The sequence below is a fragment of the Devosia chinhatensis genome, assembly GCF_000969445.1.
In the GTDB taxonomy this organism is placed as follows: Bacteria; Pseudomonadota; Alphaproteobacteria; order Rhizobiales; family Devosiaceae; genus Devosia; species Devosia chinhatensis.
Genome location: NZ_JZEY01000054.1, coordinates 54475 through 76119 on the forward strand (window position 1 = coordinate 54475; position 21645 = coordinate 76119).

Annotated in this window: 9 protein-coding genes; 5 read left to right on the forward strand and 4 right to left on the reverse strand. The window is 62.6% G+C overall.

Going from position 1 to position 21645, the window contains the following annotated elements:
- Positions 1–47: 47 nt before the first annotated feature.
- From VE26_RS00510 to VE26_RS00530, 5 genes are all read left to right on the forward strand, one after another.
- Entirely contained in the window at positions 48–11747 is an 11700-nt protein-coding gene (locus VE26_RS00510; protein WP_046103304.1) for a beta strand repeat-containing protein, read from the forward strand.
- A gap of 60 nt (positions 11748–11807) precedes the next feature.
- Positions 11808–12116, forward strand: coding sequence for a DUF3467 domain-containing protein (locus tag VE26_RS00515; protein ID WP_046103305.1), 309 nt, complete (start codon positions 11808–11810; stop codon positions 12114–12116).
- Positions 12117–12121: 5 nt separating this feature from the next.
- Positions 12122–13951, forward strand: a complete 1830-nt coding sequence (locus VE26_RS00520) for an efflux RND transporter periplasmic adaptor subunit (protein ID WP_046103306.1) — start codon at positions 12122–12124, stop codon at positions 13949–13951.
- The gene (locus VE26_RS00525) at positions 13939–16056 is read left to right on the forward strand and encodes a site-2 protease family protein (protein WP_152658655.1); all 2118 of its coding nucleotides are present in this window, start codon (positions 13939–13941) and stop codon (positions 16054–16056) included. The genes VE26_RS00520 and VE26_RS00525 overlap by 13 nt, the downstream gene beginning before the upstream one ends.
- A gap of 219 nt (positions 16057–16275) precedes the next feature.
- Positions 16276–17691, forward strand: coding sequence for a dihydrolipoyl dehydrogenase (locus tag VE26_RS00530; RefSeq protein ID WP_200897199.1), 1416 nt, complete (start codon positions 16276–16278; stop codon positions 17689–17691).
- Between the two features lie 7 nt (positions 17692–17698).
- Here the strand turns inward: VE26_RS00530 and VE26_RS00535 are convergent, their stop codons facing one another.
- The 4 genes from VE26_RS00535 to osmF all read right to left on the reverse strand — a co-directional run bounded on the left by VE26_RS00535 (position 17699) and on the right by osmF (position 21527).
- Positions 17699–18436 carry an ABC transporter permease gene (locus tag VE26_RS00535; RefSeq protein ID WP_046103308.1) on the reverse strand — a complete coding sequence of 246 codons (738 nt, stop codon included), beginning with the start codon at positions 18434–18436 and terminating at the stop codon, positions 17699–17701.
- On the reverse strand, positions 18433–19365 hold the full coding sequence (locus VE26_RS00540) for an ABC transporter ATP-binding protein (protein ID WP_046103309.1): 933 nt from the start codon (positions 19363–19365) through the stop codon (positions 18433–18435). The genes VE26_RS00535 and VE26_RS00540 overlap by 4 nt, the downstream gene beginning before the upstream one ends.
- A complete protein-coding gene (locus VE26_RS00545; RefSeq protein ID WP_046103310.1) occupies positions 19362–20549 on the reverse strand; it encodes an ABC transporter permease in 1188 nt (395 codons plus the stop codon). Before VE26_RS00545 ends, VE26_RS00540 begins: the two co-directional genes overlap by 4 nt.
- Before the next feature lie 66 nt (positions 20550–20615).
- Positions 20616–21527: a glycine betaine ABC transporter substrate-binding protein OsmF gene (gene osmF, locus VE26_RS00550; RefSeq protein WP_046103311.1), complete on the reverse strand. Its 912-nt coding sequence runs from the start codon at positions 21525–21527 to the stop codon at positions 20616–20618.
- Positions 21528–21645 lie beyond the last annotated feature (118 nt).

Below are 21645 nucleotides of genomic sequence, written 5' to 3' on the forward strand. Positions count from 1 at the left end.
GGCATTCCGTCAGCGCCTCAAGCGTATTGCTAAGGGGTAGTCCGAAAATGATCGGCAAAGGCAAGAAGCAGGATTTGCAGTCTTTCGGTCCCTCGGCCATGCCTGAGACCGCAGCCGTGAAAGCAGCCCCGGCGCTCGACGCGAGCGCGATCGGCATCATGCCGCTCGAACCGCGCATCATGATGGATGCCACCCTCGACCTGGGACTGGATGCCTATTTCAATGCCCAGCTCGGCTCCAATGCCACCGGTGCCCTGACCGACCTTTTGGACATGACCAGCCAGCTGTCGGACCAGTTCGCGGCTTTTTCGGGCCTCTTGACCAACCAGCTGAGCAGCGCGCTCGGTAGTGCCGCGGACATCTTCGAGTCTGCCGGTGCCAATCCCTATGAGAGCAAGAGCGGCAGCGCCGTCGATGACGCATTCGCCGCGATCAAGTCGCTGGGCGACGCCGTTGCGGACAGCATTCTGGCGGGCCTTTCGAGCGACATCAACGCGGCCATGAATGCAGTCGTCGCGCAGATGAAGCTGGAGTTCCGGGACGCGACCAGCAGCTATTTCGCGAGCCTGTCCACCAGCCAGCGCGACGGCGTCTACAGCGTCATCGATGCTGCCGTCGACCAGATCAATCTCGAAACCCTTTTCAGCGCCACCTCGACCTTCAGTTCGATCCTGGCCAGTGCCGAAGACCAGGCGATCAGCCTGTCCTCGACGGCTGGAAGCGCACCATCGGGCGCGGGTCCCGACTTCTTCAACGACGCCCAGCGCGATGCGCTGGCCAGCCAGTTGCGCGGCACTTTCATCGAGACCATTGCCGGGCAGATCGCCGGCAGCGTCACGACGATCGACACCACGCTTTCGCTTACCAATGTGGTCTCGGGCGGCAATACATTGGTGGCCTTCGCCCAGGCGGGTGCCAATGTGGCGGTCACCGTCGATTTCGGGCAGATGCTGGTCGATTTTGCCTCGCTGTTCGACAGCCTGGGTCTCTCCGGCGACACGGTCACCAACTGGGCCGGCATGCTGGCGGACCTGGGTGATACGACGTTCAGCTTCGATCTGTCGGCCCAGACCACAAATGCGGGCGGCGGCAATTTCACCACGGCGCTGACGCTCGCCAATTTCGACACCTCGGCGCTCAGTTTCGGCGGGGCGGTTAACGCCGCCTTCCTGGACGACCTCAATTTCACCGCTGGCATGTTCAGCGCCGCCGTGACGGCAATCGATCTGGCCAAGTTCGACATCGATTTCGGCGGGCCGGTGACGCTCAGTTTCAGCACCATCGATTTCGGCGTGCATCTCAATACCGGCCCCGGCGACTTCCTCAACCTGATGATCACCGAAGCCGGCAGCGCAAATGCCGTCGCCTTCGACACGGCTGCCGAGTATCGTTTCGCCAGCATCGACTTCACGGCCGCGCTCGATTGGGGCGTCGACGCGATCTTCTCGGACCTGACCGACACCATTCCGAGCACCTTCAGGGTGGATGGACAATTCGGTCTGGTCGGCAGTTCCTCTACGCTGACCGTCGCGGCCGATGCCCAGGTCAAGGCGTTCGATGCCGGTGGCACTCAGATCGTGCCCAGCGCCGAAAACCAGGCCCGGCTCGATGCCTTCACCGATACTGTCCTGGGCATGACCCGTCTTGACGGCTCGGCGTTGATGAACGCGCTGGCCAGCGCGGCCTCGGGTCTCGACGTGCTTTTCGACGCCGATATCTTCAACGTCGATTTTCCCCTGCTCGACGGCTTCAACCTCTCGGCCCTGAGCAATGTGTATCAGACCATTGCCAGCCTGTTGCTCAAGCCGATGGAAGTCGATATCGGCGCGCTTGGCCTGACCGCGGGCACCGACACGGCGGTCAATGGCCGGCTGATGATCGAAGGCATCGTTGCCGACGCGGATACGGGCCGCGTCTTTGCTGAAAAGGGCGGCGAGGCTCTGGCCTTCACACTCAACGCGGTCGCCGGTTCGCTCAGCCATACGTATACAATCTCGGTCAATGTCCCGGAAAATGGCTTTGCCAGCGTCCGCGACTACGCCAATGCGCTCAAGGCGGCGATCGCTGCTATCGATGCTTCTGAACTTGGGGCCGGCAAGAAACTCTCGGCCTTCCTGTCCATCGCCGAAGTCAGGGGTGATATCGAGATGCGCGGTGCCGGGCTGACAGGCTTCAGCCTTGGCGGCGCAGCCTCGACCCTGGCTTTGCTCGGTGTTGCTGCGGCAAACGACACCGCGCGCAGCGGAACGCCGCTGTCCGGCACCAGCCTGACCGGGCTGATCGATACCGGATGGATGGCGCTGTTCCAGTTCAACCTCGATCTCGAGCGCACCGTCACCTATGCCGATGGCAGCCAGGAGGTCGTGTCCTACAAGACGCTGACCCTGTCGCCCGAGGGCGGGGCATGGACGGCTGCGGGGCTCGTCGACCAGCTCAACGCCTTCTTCAATGCCGCCGGCATCACCATGAGCGCGAGCCTGAGCGGCGCGGGTGGCATCGACTTTGCGGTGGACGATGCAGCGGCGGCCAGCGCCTATGCCAAGACTGGCACGAGCGTTACCGAAACCGCCTTCAGCTTCGCCATTGCAGGCGCCAAGGCGTCCGTGGCCACCAGCGTCGAAGTCCTTCAGGCCTATATCAATCAGGAACTGGGCGCCGTCGTTCCCGGCGCTGCACTCGACATCGATATCCAGTCGGGTGAAGTGATCCTGCGCCTGCCCAATATCGCCTTTGCGGTCGAAACCGCCTTCGAGGCGGCCCTTGCGGCCAATCTGGGCCCGCTGGCCGAGCTCGACGTTCAGGCTGCCTTCGCACTGGCCGCCAAGTTCTCGCTGGGCTTTGCCATCGGCGCCGACCTTAAGGGTCTCTATGGCGCCATGGGCAATGCGGACGCCAAGGTCTCCGACTTCATCTTCCTCGAAAATGTCAGCTTCGCTGCCGAAGTGTCCGCTCTGGCAGAGGACATTACCGGCAAGGGTCGCCTCGGCATCGTCGAGGTCGAACTGGGCGGCGATGGCGTCAACCAGATCGCGGTGGGCGGCCGTTTGATCGCCGGCCTGATCGGCCAGGACGCTGAAGGCGATTATTCGAACCGCGTGACCTTCGCCAACCTGATGGCGCAGTCCAACAGCGCTGCCGGCATTGCCAGCCTGATCGGCACGTTCGACCTTGTCGGCACGGTAGACACCGGCAATGGGGACGCTTTCGCGCTGATCGAACTCAATGCCATCCGTGTCGGCATTTCCGGGGTCAATATCGGCATCGAGAATGATGCCGTGCGTAGCCTCACGGCGTCACTGCACGATGTGTTCAAGCCGACGGACTGGCGGCTCGATATCGACAGCCCGGTCGTGGGCCTGATAGCGGGCCTTGGTACGAACGATTTTGTCGACACGCTCTACAATTCCCTGATCCTCGTCGATCAGCTGCTCAATGGCCTTGCGGGCGATCTGGCATTTCTGGGCGCCGACATCCCGGTCCTGGGCATCAGCCTGCTCGATGCGATGAACTTCGCCAAGGATCTCGCCGGCGAGTTGCAGGCCTTCAAGAACAATCCCAATGGCGGCCTTTCCGAGATTTCGGCCTCGCTGGCCTCGGCATTCGGACTGGGCAGCAATGATCTCAAGCTGGTCTGGGACGGCACCAACAGCGTCTTCTACGTGTCCCTGGGTCTCAGCTTCCTCGACGCGCCACTCAATTACGATTTCCAGCTCGATCTTGCCGAATTGCTGGGTGACATGGTGGGCTCGGACAGCGCCATCGCCAATCTTCTGTCCGTGGCGTCCTCGCTGGGCAATGTGACCGGCGACGGCCGCATCGTGCTCGACGCCTCGCTCGGGTTCGACCTGACCTTCGGTGTCGATCTTTCCAGCGTCATGGGGACCAATGTCGGGGCCGTCACCACCGCCACGGCTCTTGCCGCCATGAGCGGTATTTCCCAGCTGAGCTACAACACCGCCAATTCCGGCCATAATGGTCGCGACATGCTGATCTCGCTGGTCCGCACCGGCGCCGGAGCCCCGCAATATATCGACGTCAAGGTCGAGCTCGACAGCGCCAGCACCGTTGGCGAAGCCGTTGCCCTGATCCATGCCGGCCTTGCCAGCGCCGGCCAGGCCAACCAGATCGGTATCGAGATCGTCGGCAAGGATGCCAACGGCAACCCGGTTCGCCTGATGATCGATGCCAATAACCGTGCCCTCGCCGATTTCGGCATGGCGGGCCTCGTCATCGAGAGTATCGGCTTTGTCGACGTCGTCGTAACGCCAGTCGATTTTGCCGGCGCCAGTACTCTGTTTGGAACGGTAATCGCCGTCGAGGCGGATGTGAATGGCGACGCGGGCACCTTCACAGGCGCCGTGCTGGACTCGGTCGATGCTGCCGCAGCCTACAAGTTCGGCGTCATCATCAACGGTTCCAACCCAATCGAAATCGCCGTCGCCGCGCAGGCCGGCCGCGATGCCGCAGGACTCGTCGCTGCCCTGCAAGCCGCCCTGGCATCCAAGCTGGTCTCGCGCGCCGATCTTGGACTGGGCCTGCCGTCCAATATCAAGCTCGACAAGCTCCTCTCGTTTGGCATCGATGCCAACAACGCCCTGACCTTGTCGGCGACCAATTTCGCCCAGACCATTGGCAAGGACCAGATCGATCTCACCCTGACGGGGTCGCTCACCGGGCAGACCTCAACCATCAGCGTGTCGGATCTTGGTGGGTCCAACCTGGCGCGTGCCCTGGGCTTTGAGGCCGCCGCCGGTTCGGTGGCCACCGGCACGATGGAAGTGCAGGGCAAGGCGCTCGAGGCGCGGCTCGACGACAATGGCGTCAGCGCTTTCATTGTGACCCGCGACATCGTGGTCAACGGCGTCCAGCTGGGCGGGACGGGCATTGCCTTCGATTTCATCGCCGGGGTGACCGACGGGCTCAATATGAAGCTGGCGCTCGGCCCGCTTTCCGTCGCGGTGGTCGATGGCCGCGTGCTGATCGGCGATGGCGCGGGCGGCGACGCCTATGTGCGTTTCGGGATCAACGACGGGGCGGACTCCTATCTCTCCTACGGCGATGCCGATGATGGCCGCGTCTATTTCGGCGCCATCGGTGACATGTTCACCGGCACGGCGCCGGTTGGCCTTTCCGATCTCTTCACTTTCGATGCCAAGGCAGCACTCGAAATCGTGCTGCCGCTTGAGGACAGCCTGGGTCTGCTACAAGCTGTCGACGACGCCCGCATCGCCATTTCCGGCGACCTGTTCGTGGCCAATGGCAGCTTTGCCAACGCCACCGGAGCGCTGGTTGCCATTGCCGATCCCGACCTTTCGGTCGGCGACTTCCTGACGGTCGATATCGTTTTGCCCTCGTTCTCCGAAATGCTGGAGAACCTCAATCCCTGGGCCATCATCAACGACCCGATCCTGTTGACCAACGGGCTCGACATGATCCTGAGCTCGCTCGACAAGACGCTGCGCTCGGTGATCCGCGCCATGAACCTGCCGATCGTCGGCGATGCCATGACGCAGGGCCTGACGGTGTTCAACGACATCGCCTATGCCATCCTCAACCCCATTCAGGAAGCGGCGAACACGCCCAATCCCGACGGGACCATGCCCACCACCATCGACCTCATCGAGCGGGTGGTGAACGGCGCGCTCAAGTCGCTGTTCGGGATCGAGCAGGACGTCATCCGCGCCGTGCTCACCGAAGACATGGACAATCCGTCCATCGTCGCCGAGATATTCCTCGATGGCTTCACCATTTTCCAGGCCGCCCTCGATGTCGGCTTCAACCTGGGCATCCCCGGCCTCCATCTCGATGTGGGGCAGAATTCGGCGCTGATGTTCGAGATCGTCGCCGACATCAACATTGCCTTCGGTATCGACAAGAACGGCTTCTTCTTCCTCAACGATACGGACAACGCCGAAATCGTCATCCAGGCGCTGGTCAAGACGTCCGACGACTTCACGGCGTCCGCCTCGCTCGGTCTTGTCGGCATGGCGCTGACCGCCAACCAGATCCAGGGACATGGCTTCGGCGGCGATATTCGCGGCGCCGTGATCGGCGGCAGGATCGAGATCGATCTCTTTACATCCCTGGGCAAGACGCTGGATCGCGCGCTGTTTGACGATGAAGTGTCGACCTATGGCCGCGACAATGGCTACGAGAAGATCGTCCGCCTCAACGAATTGAGCACCGCCAAATCCGCCTCGGGCGAGGGGACGCGGATGGTGTCGATTTCCGGCGTGTTCGAGGTGCATGTCGACATGCACCTGACCACCAGCGTGGTCAATCCGGTCACCGGCAACCCGATCAACGAACTGCCGAGCGCCCTGGCGGACTTCGTGTTCGATGCCCGCTACGAGATCGGCGGCGAGCTGGAAATGCAGCGGCTCGAATTCCAGGATGTCGGGCTCTATGCCGGCGACTTCCTGGCCGAGAACGTCATGCCCGTTCTCCTCCAGATCAACGAATATATCTCGCCCATCGCCGCCATGGTCCAGTTCATGAAGACGACCGGTATCGGCGACTTCACGATCTATGAGCTGATCTATCAGGCGGTTCGCTATGTGAACCCGGCAGCCCTGTTCATCTTCGAGGCCGTCGATACGGTCACCAGCGTCATCAATTTCATCGAGAGTCTCGGACCCGAAGCCACCGTCTATTTCGGCTCGTTCTCGCTGTTGTCACCGGCTTCGGCCACGGGCGTGGTCGACACCAGCAGCTCCAAGGCGATGGCCAACCTGCGCCCCGGCTCGGGTGCCACCCAGTCCAGCTCGCTTGAAATGAGCGGCGCAATCACCAACAACAAGCCGGGCATCGGCTTCAACCTGCTGATCTTCAACGACGTATCGAACGTCCTGAACCTCATCACCGGTAATCTGGCCGATGTCGAGCTGTTCGAGATCGACATCACCCTGCTCGATTTCACTCTGAACATCGACCTCGCGGCGGCGGTGAAATCGGCAGTGAGCTTCCTGCCCGGCAAGGTCATCGACGTGCTTTTCGGCGGCTTCACCGCCAGCTTCTATGTGCACGCCGGCGCCGGCCTCACCGTGGGCTACGACCTCTATGGCATTGCCCAGTTCCTGGGTAACGGCAACGCGCTCGACATTCTCGACGGCATGTATCTGGACGCCAACCGGCCGCTTCTCGAACTCGACGCCAGCTTCAATGTCGGTATCGGCATCAACCTGGGGATCATCAAGGCGGGCCTCGGCCTTAGCGGCTATTTCTCGCTCGAAATCTCGATGAACGACCCCAATGACGACGGCAAGCTTCGCTTCGGCGAGCTGATCTGGGTCATCGATAAGTACAGTGTGCTGGATCTCTTCGAAGGCGAGATCAAGCTTGGCCTGGACTTCAACGTCTATTTCAAGCTCGACCTGTTCTTCTTCTCTGTCGGCGGCAGCTGGAACTGGAACATCATCGACTTCTCAACCAGTTTCGGACGCGATTTTACCGCCAATCCCAATTTCATGGATACGAGCGGCGGCGTCACCACGCTCAACATGGGCGCGACCGCCGGCAAGCAGGTCGGCGGCAATGCCGTGGACGGCAATGACGTCATCGAGTTCAACGGCAACCGCGTCTACATCAATGGCCGCGATGCCGGCCTCGTCGGCGGCAGCACGGTGCTGATCTATGCCGGGCAGGGCAACAACGTCATCGACGTTTCGGGGCTCTCGTCCTCCATTGCCTTCCAGATCGTCACCGGTGACGGCGATGACACCATCATCGTGGGCAATTCTTCCGGTATCATCTCCACCGGTGCGGGCAACGACCAGGTCCTTTATGGCGGCGTCGGCAGCATGATGAACTTCTCGGCCTTTGGCCTGATGGGCTTCGGCGCCTTCTTTGGTGGCGGTCTGGCCCCCAATGCGCCGGCAACGTCACTGAACGCCCAGGCCATGCCCACCAGTACCGCGCCCACCAGCAATGCGGCCGTGCGGGACCGGGTGCCCACCACATCCAACCAGGATCTGCTGATCCTTTCTCGTGGCGGCGCCACCATCGACATGAGCGGGTCCACGGCCAACATGATCGTCGTCGCGACGGCTCTAGACATCGTCGGAGACCGCGGCGAGCGTGTCGAACTGGCGGAATGGGTACAGGCCAAATACCAGGGCGGTACGCCCAACATGGCCGAGGTGCGTCAGAAGATCGACCGTGCCATGCTGACCTATACCGCCGACAGCCAGACCCGGGCGGATGCCGGAAACAGTGTCATCCGCACCGGCACGGGCAACGACATCATCTTCGCCGGTCGCGGCAATGACATCATCACGAGCGAGGGCGGCAACAACATCATCTTCGGCGGTGCGGGCGACGATCGCATCGAGGTCCGGGGCAGTGGCAATAACTGGATCGAAGGCGGCGCCGGCGCAGACCTGATCATCGGCAGCGAAGGCAACGACACGATCATGGGCTGGGGCCGCTATGACGCGACCACCACCAGCGCCGAATATGCCGCTGCCCTCCCCCATCTTTCGGTGAGCGAGCGGGCGGCCTTTGCGGAACTCGTCCGCACCCTGCTGCTCGATGACGGCAATGACTGGATCGAGGGCAATGGCGGCGACGACATCCTCGTGGGCAATGGCGGTGGGCGTAACGTGCTCATCGGTGGCGACGGCGACGACGTCCTGCTTTCCGGCACCGGCAGCGACATTCTGGCCGGCGGCGACATTGCCATTGCTACTGCCAATGGAACCATCATCGACCGCGCCCCGGGCTTTAATCCCATAGGCGTCTTCACCATCACTTCGGTGCTGGGTGCCGACGGCAATGACCGCCTCTATGGCAGCAATGGCAACAACATCCTGATCGGTGGTGGAGGCGAGGACTGGCTGGAAGGCGTCGGTGGCTCCAACGTGCTGATCGGTGATTTCGCAGAGATTTCGCTTTCGGGCACGGCCACCATTCTGTCGGCCAAATCGCTGTTCATCGACGCGAGCGAGCAGGGGAACGACATTATCCAGGGCGGAGCCCTGGCCGACGTGGTCATCGGTGGCGGCGGTCAGGACCTGATCTCGGGCGGCAATGGCCGCAACGTGCTGATCGGCGACCATGCGGAACTGACGTCGACCAATCTCTTCGAAGGGGTGACGCGCCTCGTTTCGCTCAAAGGCAGTGAGGACGACGCCGATACCATCTATTCGGGCATCAACACGTCCATCATCGTGGCCGGCGGCTCCCGTCAGACCTATGGTGATTTCATCTCCACCGGTCACCTTTATGGCGCGCCATCCACAAGCGCCGTGCAGGGCAATTACATCTTCGCCGATTACGGCGACCTGCAGGGCGCCCTGCGTGCCCCCAGCATCATGACCACCGTGTTCGACGCCGGCGATGACGACGTCATCCAGACCGGCGCGGGCAATGACGTGATCTTCGGCGGCGCCGGTAACGACACGATCTCGTCCGGCGATGGCGACGACATCATCTTCGGCGACACCGGCACCTATATGCTGAACCATACCGGCCGGCAGGGCGTGACGCTGAGCACCGACCACAATGCGTTGAACAATCCGCTTGCTGGCCAGACAGGCAACAGTGCTACCCTGTTTGGCAATGACGTCATTGCCGGCGGCAACGGCAACAACATCGTCTTTGGCGGTGGCGGAGCAGATCGCATTTCCACCGGCACCGGGCTCGACATCATCCTGGGCGACCTGGGCAATGTCCTTCTCTACAAGAATGCTGCAACCGGCCAGGCCGATATCGAGGTCGTTGCCAACGAACCGATCAGCGGCGACGACACCTGGAACGACGAGATCATCGCCGGGCGGGGCGACGATATCGTCTTTGGCGGCGGTGGCAGCGACATCATCGCCGGCGGCGCGGCGGGCATCGACGAGGCCGGGCGCCTCATCGCCTTTGGTGACTTCGGACGCGTAACGGCTGCCATTGCCGGCATGCATTCGCTGGCGGCCAACGAAACCGGCCGTACGCTGCGCTATGAGGCCATGGCCCTGGCGTCGCTGTCCACCGATCGCGGTGGCGACGACACCATCTATGGCGGTGGCGGCCTCAGCTTTATCTTCGGCGGCTTCGGCTCGGACGTGATCGAAGGCGGCAATGGCGACCATTGGGTCTTTGGCGACAGTGGCGAGATCGACAATGTCGGCTTGGGCGGTACGCGCCAGGGCCAGTCCATCGCCTTCGACCAGGGCGGTAATGACACGATCCGGCTGGGCAATGGCCGCAATGTGGTCGTCGGAGGCCTGGGCGATGACACCATAACCCTTGGAGACGGCGGCAACCTGGTCATCGGTGACAATGGTCAGGTGCGCTACGGCGTCAACAACGATCGCATCGAGCGCCTTTATGCGCAGGGACTGGCCACGATCCTGGGTGGAAAGGACATCATCGACACCGGCGCAGGCGACGACGTCGTCATGGGCGGGCAGGACGATGATCGCATCGATGGCGGTGCCGGCAACGACATCCTGGTCGGTGACTGGGCGATCGTCGACTTCGTCAATTCCAGCCTCACCACGCAGTCCCCGGACCATGGCGGCCATGACCTCATCGCCGGCGGCGAGGGCAATGACATCGTGATCGGCGGCTGGGGCAATGACCGCATCTCCGGTGGCGGCGATGCCAATGTGATGGTGGGCGATTATGCCAGCTTCACCTGGCGCGGTCGCTTCGACCTGCACACGATCGTCCTCGATGCCATCGAGAGCTTCGGTGATGATCTCATCTATTCCAACTACGATCCGACCTTCGGATCAGGAATGACGGCCGACGGCAATTCGATTTCCATCGGTGGGCGCGGCAACGACACGATCGAGGGCGGAAACGCCAACGACCTGCTGTTCGGCGACTGGGGTGTCTTTGCCTTCATCTCCGCCTCCAGCCAACCGGGTGTCGCAGCCTTCGACCGTCTGATGTCGGCAGAATCGAACGAGAACTGGGCCTTTGGTCATGATCGTCTGAATGGCGGGCCAGGGCGCGATATCATCATCGGCGGCGATGGCAACGACATCATCAATGGCGGTACGGGACAGGACCTGATCGCCGGCGATGCGGCGATCTACATCAATTACCACAATGGCTGGGAATTGCTCGAAACCCGCTTCCCGTTCGATGGCGGCGACGACATCATCGACGGCGGGCCGGGCCTCGACATCATCATTTCGGGCTTCTTCAACTTCGGAACGCCCGGCGCCGGCGACTTCCTCTATGGCAATACAATAGAGGACTTCATGATGGGCACCTCGGGCAGCATCCTTATCCACAATGGCAAGGTCATTAAGTTCAACTATCTCGGTCTCGAGACCAAGGAACTGATCTCCAGCAACCAGCTGCGGGCCTCGGCCGGCGTGCTGATGCGTCCCAGCGAAATCGAGCCGAGCGCATTGATGCCGCTCGCCTCCACGTTCCTGGCGCCGACACGGCCCGATGCGGACGTCTATGCCTTCGATCCCGAAAGCGAAATTTCGCGGACCGATGCCCCGCTGGTGCTGCAGGTGGACGTCGTCATGCGCGAAATCCTGCTCGACCAGGACATGCTGGGCCTGATCGATATCTATCGACAGGGCGCCATTTCCGTTGATGATCTCGAACAGGCGATTCGGGAGGCGGTGCTGGCCATGCTGGCGGACCGCTATGGCCAGAACGTACCAACCCGCGTCCTCGAAATGCTGGAGCGTTATATCGATTTGCTCATCGAACAGATCGACCAGCAAGGCGCAGCGTCCGACGAGGGCGCCGTGCAGGAGGATAGCTCTGTAGCCCCGACGGGCGGCGCGTAATTTGCCGCTCACAATCACATTTATGCTGCCCTGGATGGGCAATTAAGTTTGGAGACTGACATGACCACTATCGAGGGTCTGAGCGCCACCACCACCGACGAAAACCGCCAGCCGGTGAGCATCACCTGGAACGACAAGGATATTGTCAGCCAATATTCCAATATCGCGACCGTGACCGCGACGCGCGAGGAGTTCTTCTTCCTGTTCGGCACGCACCAGAACTGGCGCGGCGTCGAGGGCGGTCAGCCGGTCGAAGTGGAATTGTCCAACCGCATGGTGCTGAGCCCGTTCGCTGCCAAGCGCCTGCTGATGATCCTCAACCAGACCGTCAAGGCCTATGAGCAGCGCTTTGGCGAGGTCAAGCTCTAACGATCATGTCCATCGATCCTGTGCCATCCGAGCCGGTGTCCCCGGGCGCCGGGCCCAAAGCGGGCGAGACTTGGGTGGCGCAGGATGCTGCCGATGCAGCGCATCCCTTCCTGAGCTGGTTTGCTGGTCTGCAGCGCAGCGAACCGGCTTTCGTCTGGGCGGGCCTCTTCGGTGGCAACGCCCAGAGCGCGTTTCCGCTGGTCCTGACGCGCAGGAGCGAATCCATCGCCGTCAGCGCCGCCACCCTGGCGCGGGATGCTTTGGCTGAAGGCCAGTTCAAGATGGCCAGCCTACAGGACGCATCCGGCGCCATGACCGCTTTGGCCATGCCGCTCGCAGGCCTCGACCGCGTCTGCGTCGCTCTGATCGAGCGCAAGCTGGTCGAAGCGAGCCGCCTGGCCCACCCCTTCCGGACCATGTGTGAGCATTTGTCGAGCCTGCTCATGCCAAAGGTCGCTGGGCAGGCCTCTTCGGGTGCCGAGATCGGGCAGCATGACCTGTCCGACGCGGACCTTCTCGACCTCCTTTCCATTCGCGATGAGGCCGAGTTCGCACAGGCGCTATTTGCGCACCTCGAGCGCGCTCTCTCTCCTGACCAGGCGGTGCTGGCCACTATTCGCCGCGGCAAAACGCATGTTTTGCGCAGTGCCCGCGCCCAGGATCCGCTGCCCAGGGGCAGTCGCGCCGGACAAACCCGTCTTGCCGCTCTTCACGCTGCGACGCGTGCTCAAGAAACCCTTCTCCTTTCATGGGCGCCCAAAGCGGCTGTGCCCGGTTCGGGCCACGGCGTCGATCTGGTGGCCGTTCAGTCCGAAGACGGCGTGGCGCGGGCCGCAACACTGAAACTGCCCCGCAGGCAGGGCGGCCATTTTGTCTGGCTGGGGCTATGGGACAAGGTGCCGGCCAATCTCGACGAGCAGTGGATCGGTCTTGCGCCGGGACTGGGCCGCTTGGCGGTATTACTGGATGCGGGTAGGGGGGCGAACGAGCGGCGTTGGCGTGACAACTTGCCGGCTTGGACCGACCCGCGCGGCTGGCGTCTTTGGGCCGCCTTGGCCAGTGTCATGCTGGTGGTGTGGCTGCTGCTGCCCGCGCCGCTCCATGTCACCGGCCAGGCCAGCCTGCGCTCCGTCGACCAGCGCGCACTCGTCGCACCGCGGGACGGTTTTTTGAGCCAAGTTCATGTCCGTGCGGGCGAGAGGGTTGAGGCTGGTCAGCTTCTTGCCGAGCTCGACACGCGCGAACTTAGCTTGCGCCTTTCGCGCATCGACGCGCAGATCAACCAGGCGCAGAGCCGCCGCATGGCCGCCATGGCCGGGTTCAATACGGCCATGGTGCAGGTCGGTGATGCTGAAATCGAAGCCATGGCGGCTGAGCGCGCACTCATCGCGCTTCTGCTCGACCAGTCACGCCTTGTCGCCGAAGCCGACGCCATCATCGTGTCCGGCGACATGGCCGAACGCGTTGGAACGGCATTGCGCCACGGCGAACCGATGTTCCAGTTGGCGCCGCTCGACGGCTATCAGGTCGCCATCGATATTCCGCAAAAAGACATCACCCAGACCGCGATCGACCAGTCCGGTTCACTCAAGTTGACGGCGCTGCCATTCGACGATTTCCCCATAGTCATCGAGCGCATCTCGCTGCGGGCGGCGGGTGAGGGCGGCGAGCCCGGCTTTGTGGCGCTGGCCCGCATCGAGGCGGGGCACGAGGCGTTCCGCGCCGGCATGCAGGGTGTCGCCCAGATTGAAACCGGCCAGGCCATGCGCGGCTGGGTCCTGGTGCGCGACATGGTGTTCTGGGCGCAGGTGCAATGGTGGCGATGGATACCCTGACCCTGAATGCCGCCGTGCCCGGCAGGTCCGGGGACGATGAGCGGCGTCAGGCCATCCTGCGCCACCGACCGCGCCTAGTTCCCAATATCCGCCTGGGGTCGGTCCATCGCGGTCGGGACCATGTATACCGTGCGCACGATCCTCTGAGCGGTCGCACCATGGAGCTCGGCCCCGTCGCGGCGCGCATTCTGGCGCAATGCGACGGCACCCGCTCGGTGGCACAGTTGATCGAGGGGGAAACGCGCCACGCAGGCGATCAGGGCGAAGCGGCGCGGCTCGTGCTCGCCTGCCTCGAAGGCGCAGAGCGGCAGGACCTCATCCGCCCGCTCTCGCCCGACCATGCAGGCGTCGCCCCGCGAAAGCTTCCCGGCGTCATCATACGCACGCTCAAAAACCCGCTCTTTGCGCGTTTTTCGCTTTTCGTGCCCGATCCCATGATCGAGCGCCTGGCCTGGCTGGCGCGTCTCTGCTTCAGCCCCTGGGGCGCCGCACTATGGGCTGGCGTCGTCGGCTTCGGCGCCTGGTTGGCCATTGGCAATTGGGACGAACTCTTTGCCTATGGGCGCGAGCATGCCCTCGCCCCGGCCAGTCTGGTTTGGACATTGCTGCTCTTCCCCCTGGTCAAGCTGCTGCACGAGCTGGGTCACGCCCTGGCTTGCAAGCGCTGGGGGGGCCAGGTGCGCGATTTCGGCATTTCGCTTCTGGTCTTCATCCCCATTCCCTTCGTGGATTGCTCGGACAGCGCGTTCTTTCCCCAGCGTCGGCAGCGCATTCTGGTGGCGGCCGCCGGGATGATGTTCGAATTTGTCATCGCCGTATTGGCCCTTGTCGTCTGGGTGGTCGCCACCGAACCGCTGGTTCGGCTCATGGCCTTCAACATCGTGGTCATGTCCACAATCACGACCATTGTCTTCAATGCCAATCCGCTCCTGCGCTACGATGCCTATTACATCCTGTGCGACCTGGTCGGCATCGACAATCTGGGGACACGCGCGCAGGCGGTGATCAACGTGCTCTCCCGCCGGCTGTTTCTGGGTGATGCCCGGGCCTGGCCGGAAAAAGGCCGTTGGCACAGTGCGCTGTTTGTCCTCTATGGCGTCGCATCCTTTCTCTACAAATGTTTCATCGTCGTGGTCGTGCTGGTCGGCATATTCCCGCGTTTCTTCATCTTCGGCGTCGTTCTCGCACTCTGGGGCGCCATAACCATGGTGGTGCTGCCGATGAGCAAGGTGATGCGCTCCGTCTTTGCCCCCTCTGGCCCCGGCAGGAAGGGACAGGCCGGCCAACTTGCGATCCGGGCGGGCATTCCCATCATCATTGCCGGCCTGTTCCTGGCTATCCCTCTGCCTTACGCCATCCTGAGTGATGGTCGCGTCCAGGTGCCGCCCGAAAGTGTCGTCAGGGCCGGTGGCAACGGCTTTCTGGTCGATTTGGTGCGGCGCAGCGACGTCGCCGCCGGTGCGCCGCTTGCGCGACTGAACGACGCGATCCTTGATGCCGAGCTGGCATCGCGGTCGGCCTCGTTGCGCGCCCAGCAATTGCGGCACGACATCCTCCTGGTCACCAATCTCGCCCAGGCGGCGGAACTTGCGGTAGAGATCGGCTTCCTGAGCCAGGAATTGGCCCAGCAACAGGCCAATCGCAATCGGCTCGACACCGTCGCCACCCAGCCTGGTCTCTTCACGCCTGCCGAGGGTCTGCGCCTGGGGGACTTCCTGCGGGAAGGGGACGAGATCGGCCTCATCACCCCGCCAGGCGATGAACGCATCGTTGTCACCTCGCTTGTGCAGGAGGACGCCGATCTGGTGCGGTCGCGACTTGCCGGCGTTGCGCTGCGCACGATGGATGCGCATGGCGGTGTCATGGAGGCGCAGATGCTGCGCAGCTATCCCCTGCAGGTGTCGCGCGGCCAGGGGCAGGCGCCGGAAATGACCGGCCGCTTTATCCTTGATCTGCAGACCAGCTCGGCCGGCCTCACCTACGGCCAGCCTGTCTCCGTACGCTTCGACCTGGGTCGCGCGTCGCTGGCTGAGCAGGCCTGGCGCGCCATGACCATCTGGCTGACCAAGATTTCCATGTCGCGCTATGTGGAGGAACCGCTCTAGCGTCACCGCATAGGCGGGACATAGGGCAGGGCAGTCGGTTCGCTGGATCGATGCGGACGCACGCGGCTCAAATGGTAAGGCCTGTGCCGGCGGCCAGATCGGACCATCGATGGCGCGGCTGCGCGATGCTGGGTCGGATGGAACCGCCACCCGCGTCTGACATTTGTGCCTTTTGCGAGCCCATCGGATCGCCCCCGACTTTATCGAAAGCGACCGAACGTGGCCCAAATCTTTGACCTTTCCTGCGATGTTGCCGTGATCGGCGCCGGCACTGCCGGCCTTGGCGCGGCTAGGCGCGCCCTGCGCGAAGGCGCCAAAGTGCTGCTGATCGACGACAAGTTTGCAGGCACGATGTGCGCCAATGTCGGGTGCATGCCCTCGAAGCTGCTGATCGCTGCCTCCAAGGCCGCAGACCACGCGCGCCGCGGCGCGCTTTTTGGCGTCAGGGTGTCGGATGTCTCCATCGACGGCAAAGCGGTCATGCAGCGCGTGCGCGATGAACGCGACCGCTTCGCCGCCTCAACCCGCAAATCCTTCGAGGACTTTCCCGAAGGCACCTTGATAAAGGCTCGGGCGCGGTTCACGGCACCCGGCGAACTGGCGCTCGACGATGGTCGGACCATCAAGGCCAAGGCCATCGTCGTTGCCACTGGCGGCACACCCAAAATCCCGGAAGCCTTCTCCGGCCTTGGCGATCTGTGCTTCACCCACGAGACCATTTTCGAGCTGCCCGACTTGCCGAAATCGATGGCAGTCATCGGCGCTGGGCCCATAGGACTTGAACTGGCGCAGGCCTTCGCGCGGCTGGGGGTCAAGGTCTCCCTGTTCGACGATTCCGAAACATTGGGCGGCGTGGATGATCCGCACTTGCAGGCCATGATCCAGGACACGTTGAGCGAGGACATGATGCTTTGCCTTGGCGTGACCTCGCGAGCCCATCGGAACAACGATCAGATCGTGGTCACCTATGAAGGTAAGGGACATTCCGCGTCGGAAAGTGTCGATATCCTGCTCGTGGCTACCGGTCGCCCACCGCAATTCGATGGCCTTGATCTCGAGAAGGCCGGTATTGCCTGCGACGACAAAGGCACACCGCTTTACGATCAGCAGACGATGCAATGCGGAACCGCGCCGATCTTTCTGGCCGGCGATGCCGCAGCGGATCGTCCGATCCTGCACGAGGCCTCCGCCGAGGGCAGCATTGCCGGGCGCAATGCGGCGACCTTTCCCAAGGTCACGCCGACCCAGCGCATGATCCCCTTCTCAATGGTCTTCAGCCAGCCCGTTCTGGCCAGGATCGGTGAGGAGCCGTCCAACGACCATATCATTGCCCGTGCCTCCTATGGCGACCAGGGCCGGGCCAAGGTAGACGGAGAAGCCATAGGGGAGGTTCAGATCGTCGCTGATCCTTCCGATGGCCGGCTTCTGGGCGCCATTCTTTTCTGTCCGGGCGCCGAGCATATGGCGCACCTTTTCGTTGCGGCGATCTCTGCCGGTCTCACAGCTAGCCAGATGCTGTCGCACCCTTTTTATCATCCTACTCTCGAAGAGGGATTGAAGCCGGCCCTGCGCGAAATCTGCAGCCGCGTGCCGTCTTCGGGCGATTACGATCGCACGTCCGCCCCCGGGGGATGAGCGGGCGTCAGCGACCGATCCGCCGCAATTGCCAGCGCTCCAGTGCCGCAAAACCGTCATGAATGAGGACTGCCAGGCCACCGACGATCAACCCACCCTGGACCACGAAGGCTGTATTGCCTGCCTGGAGGCCGGCAATAATCACTTCCCCCAGCGTACGGGCCGCGACAGTGGAGCCGATCGTGGCAGTGGAAAGGGCAATGGTGGTGGAAAGGCGCAGCCCTGCCAGGATAAGGGGCAGGGACAATGGCAATTCGACCTTGAGCAAACGCTGCCAAGGCGTCAGTCCCATGCCCTTGGCCGCTTCACGCACGGCGGGCGGCACATTGGTCAGTCCCGTCAGCGCGTTCTCGAAGATCGGCAGCAATCCATAGAGAAACAGCGCGACCAGCGTCGGTGTCGTGCCGAAGCCCAGCAGCGGCACGCAAAGCGCCAGCACCGCAACCGGTGGGAAAGTCTGGCCGATATTGGCGATGGCACGCGAAACCGGCAGGAAATCGGCGCCAAAACGGCGGGTGACGAGGACGGCGAGGCCTATGGCCAACACTGCGGAGGCAGTGATCGCTCCAAAGACGATCAGCAGATGGCTGATCGTGATGCTGAGAAGGCTCCCCTGATTATAGATGGCGGGCTGTCCGCTTCGAGTGAACAGCGCAAAAAAGCCTGCAAAATCGGTAGGGCGCAGGAGCAGCCACGCCAGCAGGACGAGTGCCGCGAGGCGAATGAGCAGACCCGTACGGCTCACGGCCTGGCCGCCAGCTTGCCGAGACCGTCGAGGGTGACAATGCCCACTGGCAGGCCATCGCGGCTGACCGGCGCCGCCTTTCGGCCTGACCAGAGCAGTTCCGAATAGGCCGTGCGCAATGTCATGCCGGCATCGAGCGGCTCGCCCTCTGCCTTGCCCTGTTCGAGGTGGTCGCCCAAGGGGGCCAGCGATAGAAGTCGGAAGGCGCGGTCCGTGGTGCCCACAAGTTCGCGCACGAAATCTGTCGCGGGATTGGCGATGATCTCGGCCGGGCTGGCATGCTGGAGCAGGTGCCCCTTGTCCATCACCGCGATCCGGTCACCCAGATGGATCGCCTCGTCCATGTCATGGGTGACCAAAACGATGGTCGTGCCGAATTTCTTCTGGATGGCGCGCAGGTCTTCCTGCGCCTTGCCGCGCGTGACCGGGTCCAGCGCTCCGAAAGGCTCGTCCATGAGCAGGATATTGGGTTTGGCCGCCAGCGCCCGCGCCACACCGACGCGCTGCCTTTGCCCGCCAGACAATTGATGCGGCATGCGATGGCGATAGGTGGCGGGATCGAGCTGAAACAGATCCAGCAAGTCATCGATACGCTTGTCGATCCGGGCACGATCCCAGCCGAGCAGGCTGGGAACGGTGCCCACATTCTGCGCAATCGTCCAATGGGGAAACAGGCCATGCCCCTGGATCACATAGCCCATCTGCCGGCGCAGTTCGTAGGCGGGCACGCTCATCACGTCTCTGCCATCGATGCGGATATGTCCACTCGTGGGCTGTACCAGACGGTTGATCATGCGCAGGAGCGTCGTCTTGCCCGATCCCGAAGTGCCGACCAGGGCGCAGATCGTGCGGGGGTCGATCATCAGGCTGACGCCATCGCAGGCCCGGGCGTCGCGATAGGTTTTGACGACGTTGTCGATTTCGATCATGCCTGCCTCCGTCCGGAAACCACTTCGATGAGGCTGTCGAGCAGTACCGCTGCGGCAAATGCCATGACGACGGTCGGCACGGCGCCAAGCAGCACTAGGTCTATGGCCGTCTGCCCGATACCCTGGAAAACGAAGACACCGAACCCGCCGCCGCCGATCAGCGCCGCGATCGTCGCCAGACCGATATTCTGCACCAGTACGATCCGCACTCCGGTCAGCATCACGGGGAAAGCGAGCGGCAGTTCGACGCTGAAAAGCCGCTGGCGCCAGGTCATGCCCATGCCGCGCGCCGCTTCGACGCTGGCTTGCGGCAGCCCGGTGAGCCCCACCAAGGTATTGGCCACGATCGGCAGCAGTGCATAGGCAACAAGCGCGACCATTGCCGGAGCCACACCAATGCCGGAAATGCCTGCGGCGCTCGCGCCTGGCACATTCGCAGCGAGCCATCCCAGCGGAGCGATCAGCATGCCGAAAAGGGCAATGGACGGAATGGTCTGGATTACATTGAGACCATTGAGCACACTGGCTCTGAGGGCTTCGATCTTGTAGCAGAGGACGCCCACCGGCACCCCGATGATTACCGCAATTGCCACCGAGCCGAAGGCCAGCAGCAGGTGGATACGCGCCTCCTGCCAGAAAGCCGGGGCTCGGCTGTCGTATTCCTTGAGAATGGACAGATTGTTCCAAACCCCACTGGCCAGAAGAGCATAGAGCAGCAGCACGGCCACGATGAGAAGCCCGATGCGGCCGAGGGCGCGTAGACGCAAGCGCGAAAGCGCATCGGTCAGCATCAGCGCAAGGGAAAAGGTGATAAGCCAGAACCCTGTACCGAACGCCGTCCGAGCATAGCTGTTGTCAGGGGTCATGAGGCCGTCTGCAGCACGGCCGATCAGCAACGCCATCGCTGCCAGACCAAGGCTCGATACTGCAAGTTTCCAACGCGCATCGATCCTGATGACCGCAAAACCAATGGCACCCAATATGACGGCCACGCCCAGCACTGTCTCTGCCGGTGGCAAAACCTGCCAAAGCCAGAGCCCGTCGCCGGGAACGATACGATTGGCCTTATAGACGGCAAAGGGTGTGGCCAGCCCGAACAGGGCGACGACAGCCACGACAATACCCAGCGGGTCTATCCGCAACCCGCCTTTTTCGGCCTCATGCGCAGTGTCTGCAAGCGTCATCCCGGCCCCAATTCGACATCGGGCCGCGAATGGTCTCGCGGCCCGGTCTGCCTTCGAAAATAAGGCTTAGCTCAGAAAGCCGTTTTGGGTCAGGAAATCGGTAGCTACGGCAGCGGCCGGCTCTCCGCCCACCTGGACGCGACCGTTCAGCTCCTGCAGGACTTCCAGCGTCAGGGCTTCGAAGACCGGCGTCAGCAGTTCTTCGATCTGGGGATATTGTTCCAGAACTTCTGCGCGGATGATCGGCGCGGGCTGGTAGACGGGTTGCACACCCTGGTCATCTTCAAGCACCACGAGACCGGAGGGGGCGATGCCGCCATCCGTGCCGTAGACCATGGCGGCGTTGACCCCATTGGTCTGCTGGGCGGCAGCGGCAATGGTGGCCGCAGTGTCGCCACCCGAGAGCACGACCAACTGGTCGGGGCTAAGCGTGAAGCCATAGACTTCCTGGAATTTTGGAAGCGCGGCGGCAGAATTGACGAATTCCGAGGACGCAGCGAGCTTGATCTCGCCGCCATCGGCCACGTAAGCGCCGAATTCGGTGAAGGTGGAGAGGTTATTGGCTTCCGCCACATCGCCGCGCACGGCCACGGCCCAGGTATTGTTCGCCGGTGAGGGCGTGAGCCACACGATGTTGTTGGCTTCAAGGTCGAGGCGCGCCACTTCGGCATAGGCCTGCGCGGCATCGTTCCAGATCGGTTCATCTGCCAGATCGAAGAAGAATGCACCATTGCCGGTATATTCGGGATAGATGTCGATTTCGCCGGCTGTGATGGCCTCGCGCATGATCGGCGTCGCGCCCAGCTGGATACGATCCTCCACAGCGATGTCGTTGGCTTCGAGCACCTGCTTGATGACATTGCCCAGTACGCCGCCTTCGGTGTCGATCTTGGAGGATACAACCACCTGCGCGAACGCCGTAGAGGAGAGGAAGGCGAACGCAACGAGCGCACCCGTGAGAGCTTTGATCTGACGCATTGAATATCCCTAGGATTGGTGCCGGCCCAAGACGTGGAAAGGCTTAACTTCATCGAAAACGCCTAGACTGCGTTCGAGTTCCCGTGCCCCGCGGCAAATTTGGGTGAGCGAAACGGCG

What these genes read in the sequence shown, in the direction of transcription:
- osmF (WP_046103311.1), bottom strand. Translation starts at nt 21,527, where the DNA reads ATGCGTCAGATCAAAGCTCTCACGGGTGCGCTCGTTGCGTTCGCCTTC.
- VE26_RS00520 (WP_046103306.1), top strand. Translation starts at nt 12,122, where the DNA reads ATGTCCATCGATCCTGTGCCATCCGAGCCGGTGTCCCCGGGCGCCGGG.
- VE26_RS00525 (WP_152658655.1), top strand. Translation starts at nt 13,939, where the DNA reads ATGGATACCCTGACCCTGAATGCCGCCGTGCCCGGCAGGTCCGGGGAC.
- VE26_RS00540 (WP_046103309.1), bottom strand. Translation starts at nt 19,365, where the DNA reads ATGATCGAAATCGACAACGTCGTCAAAACCTATCGCGACGCCCGGGCC.
- VE26_RS00515 (WP_046103305.1), top strand. Translation starts at nt 11,808, where the DNA reads ATGACCACTATCGAGGGTCTGAGCGCCACCACCACCGACGAAAACCGC.
- VE26_RS00545 (WP_046103310.1), bottom strand. Translation starts at nt 20,549, where the DNA reads ATGACGCTTGCAGACACTGCGCATGAGGCCGAAAAAGGCGGGTTGCGG.
- VE26_RS00510 (WP_046103304.1), top strand. Translation starts at nt 48, where the DNA reads ATGATCGGCAAAGGCAAGAAGCAGGATTTGCAGTCTTTCGGTCCCTCG.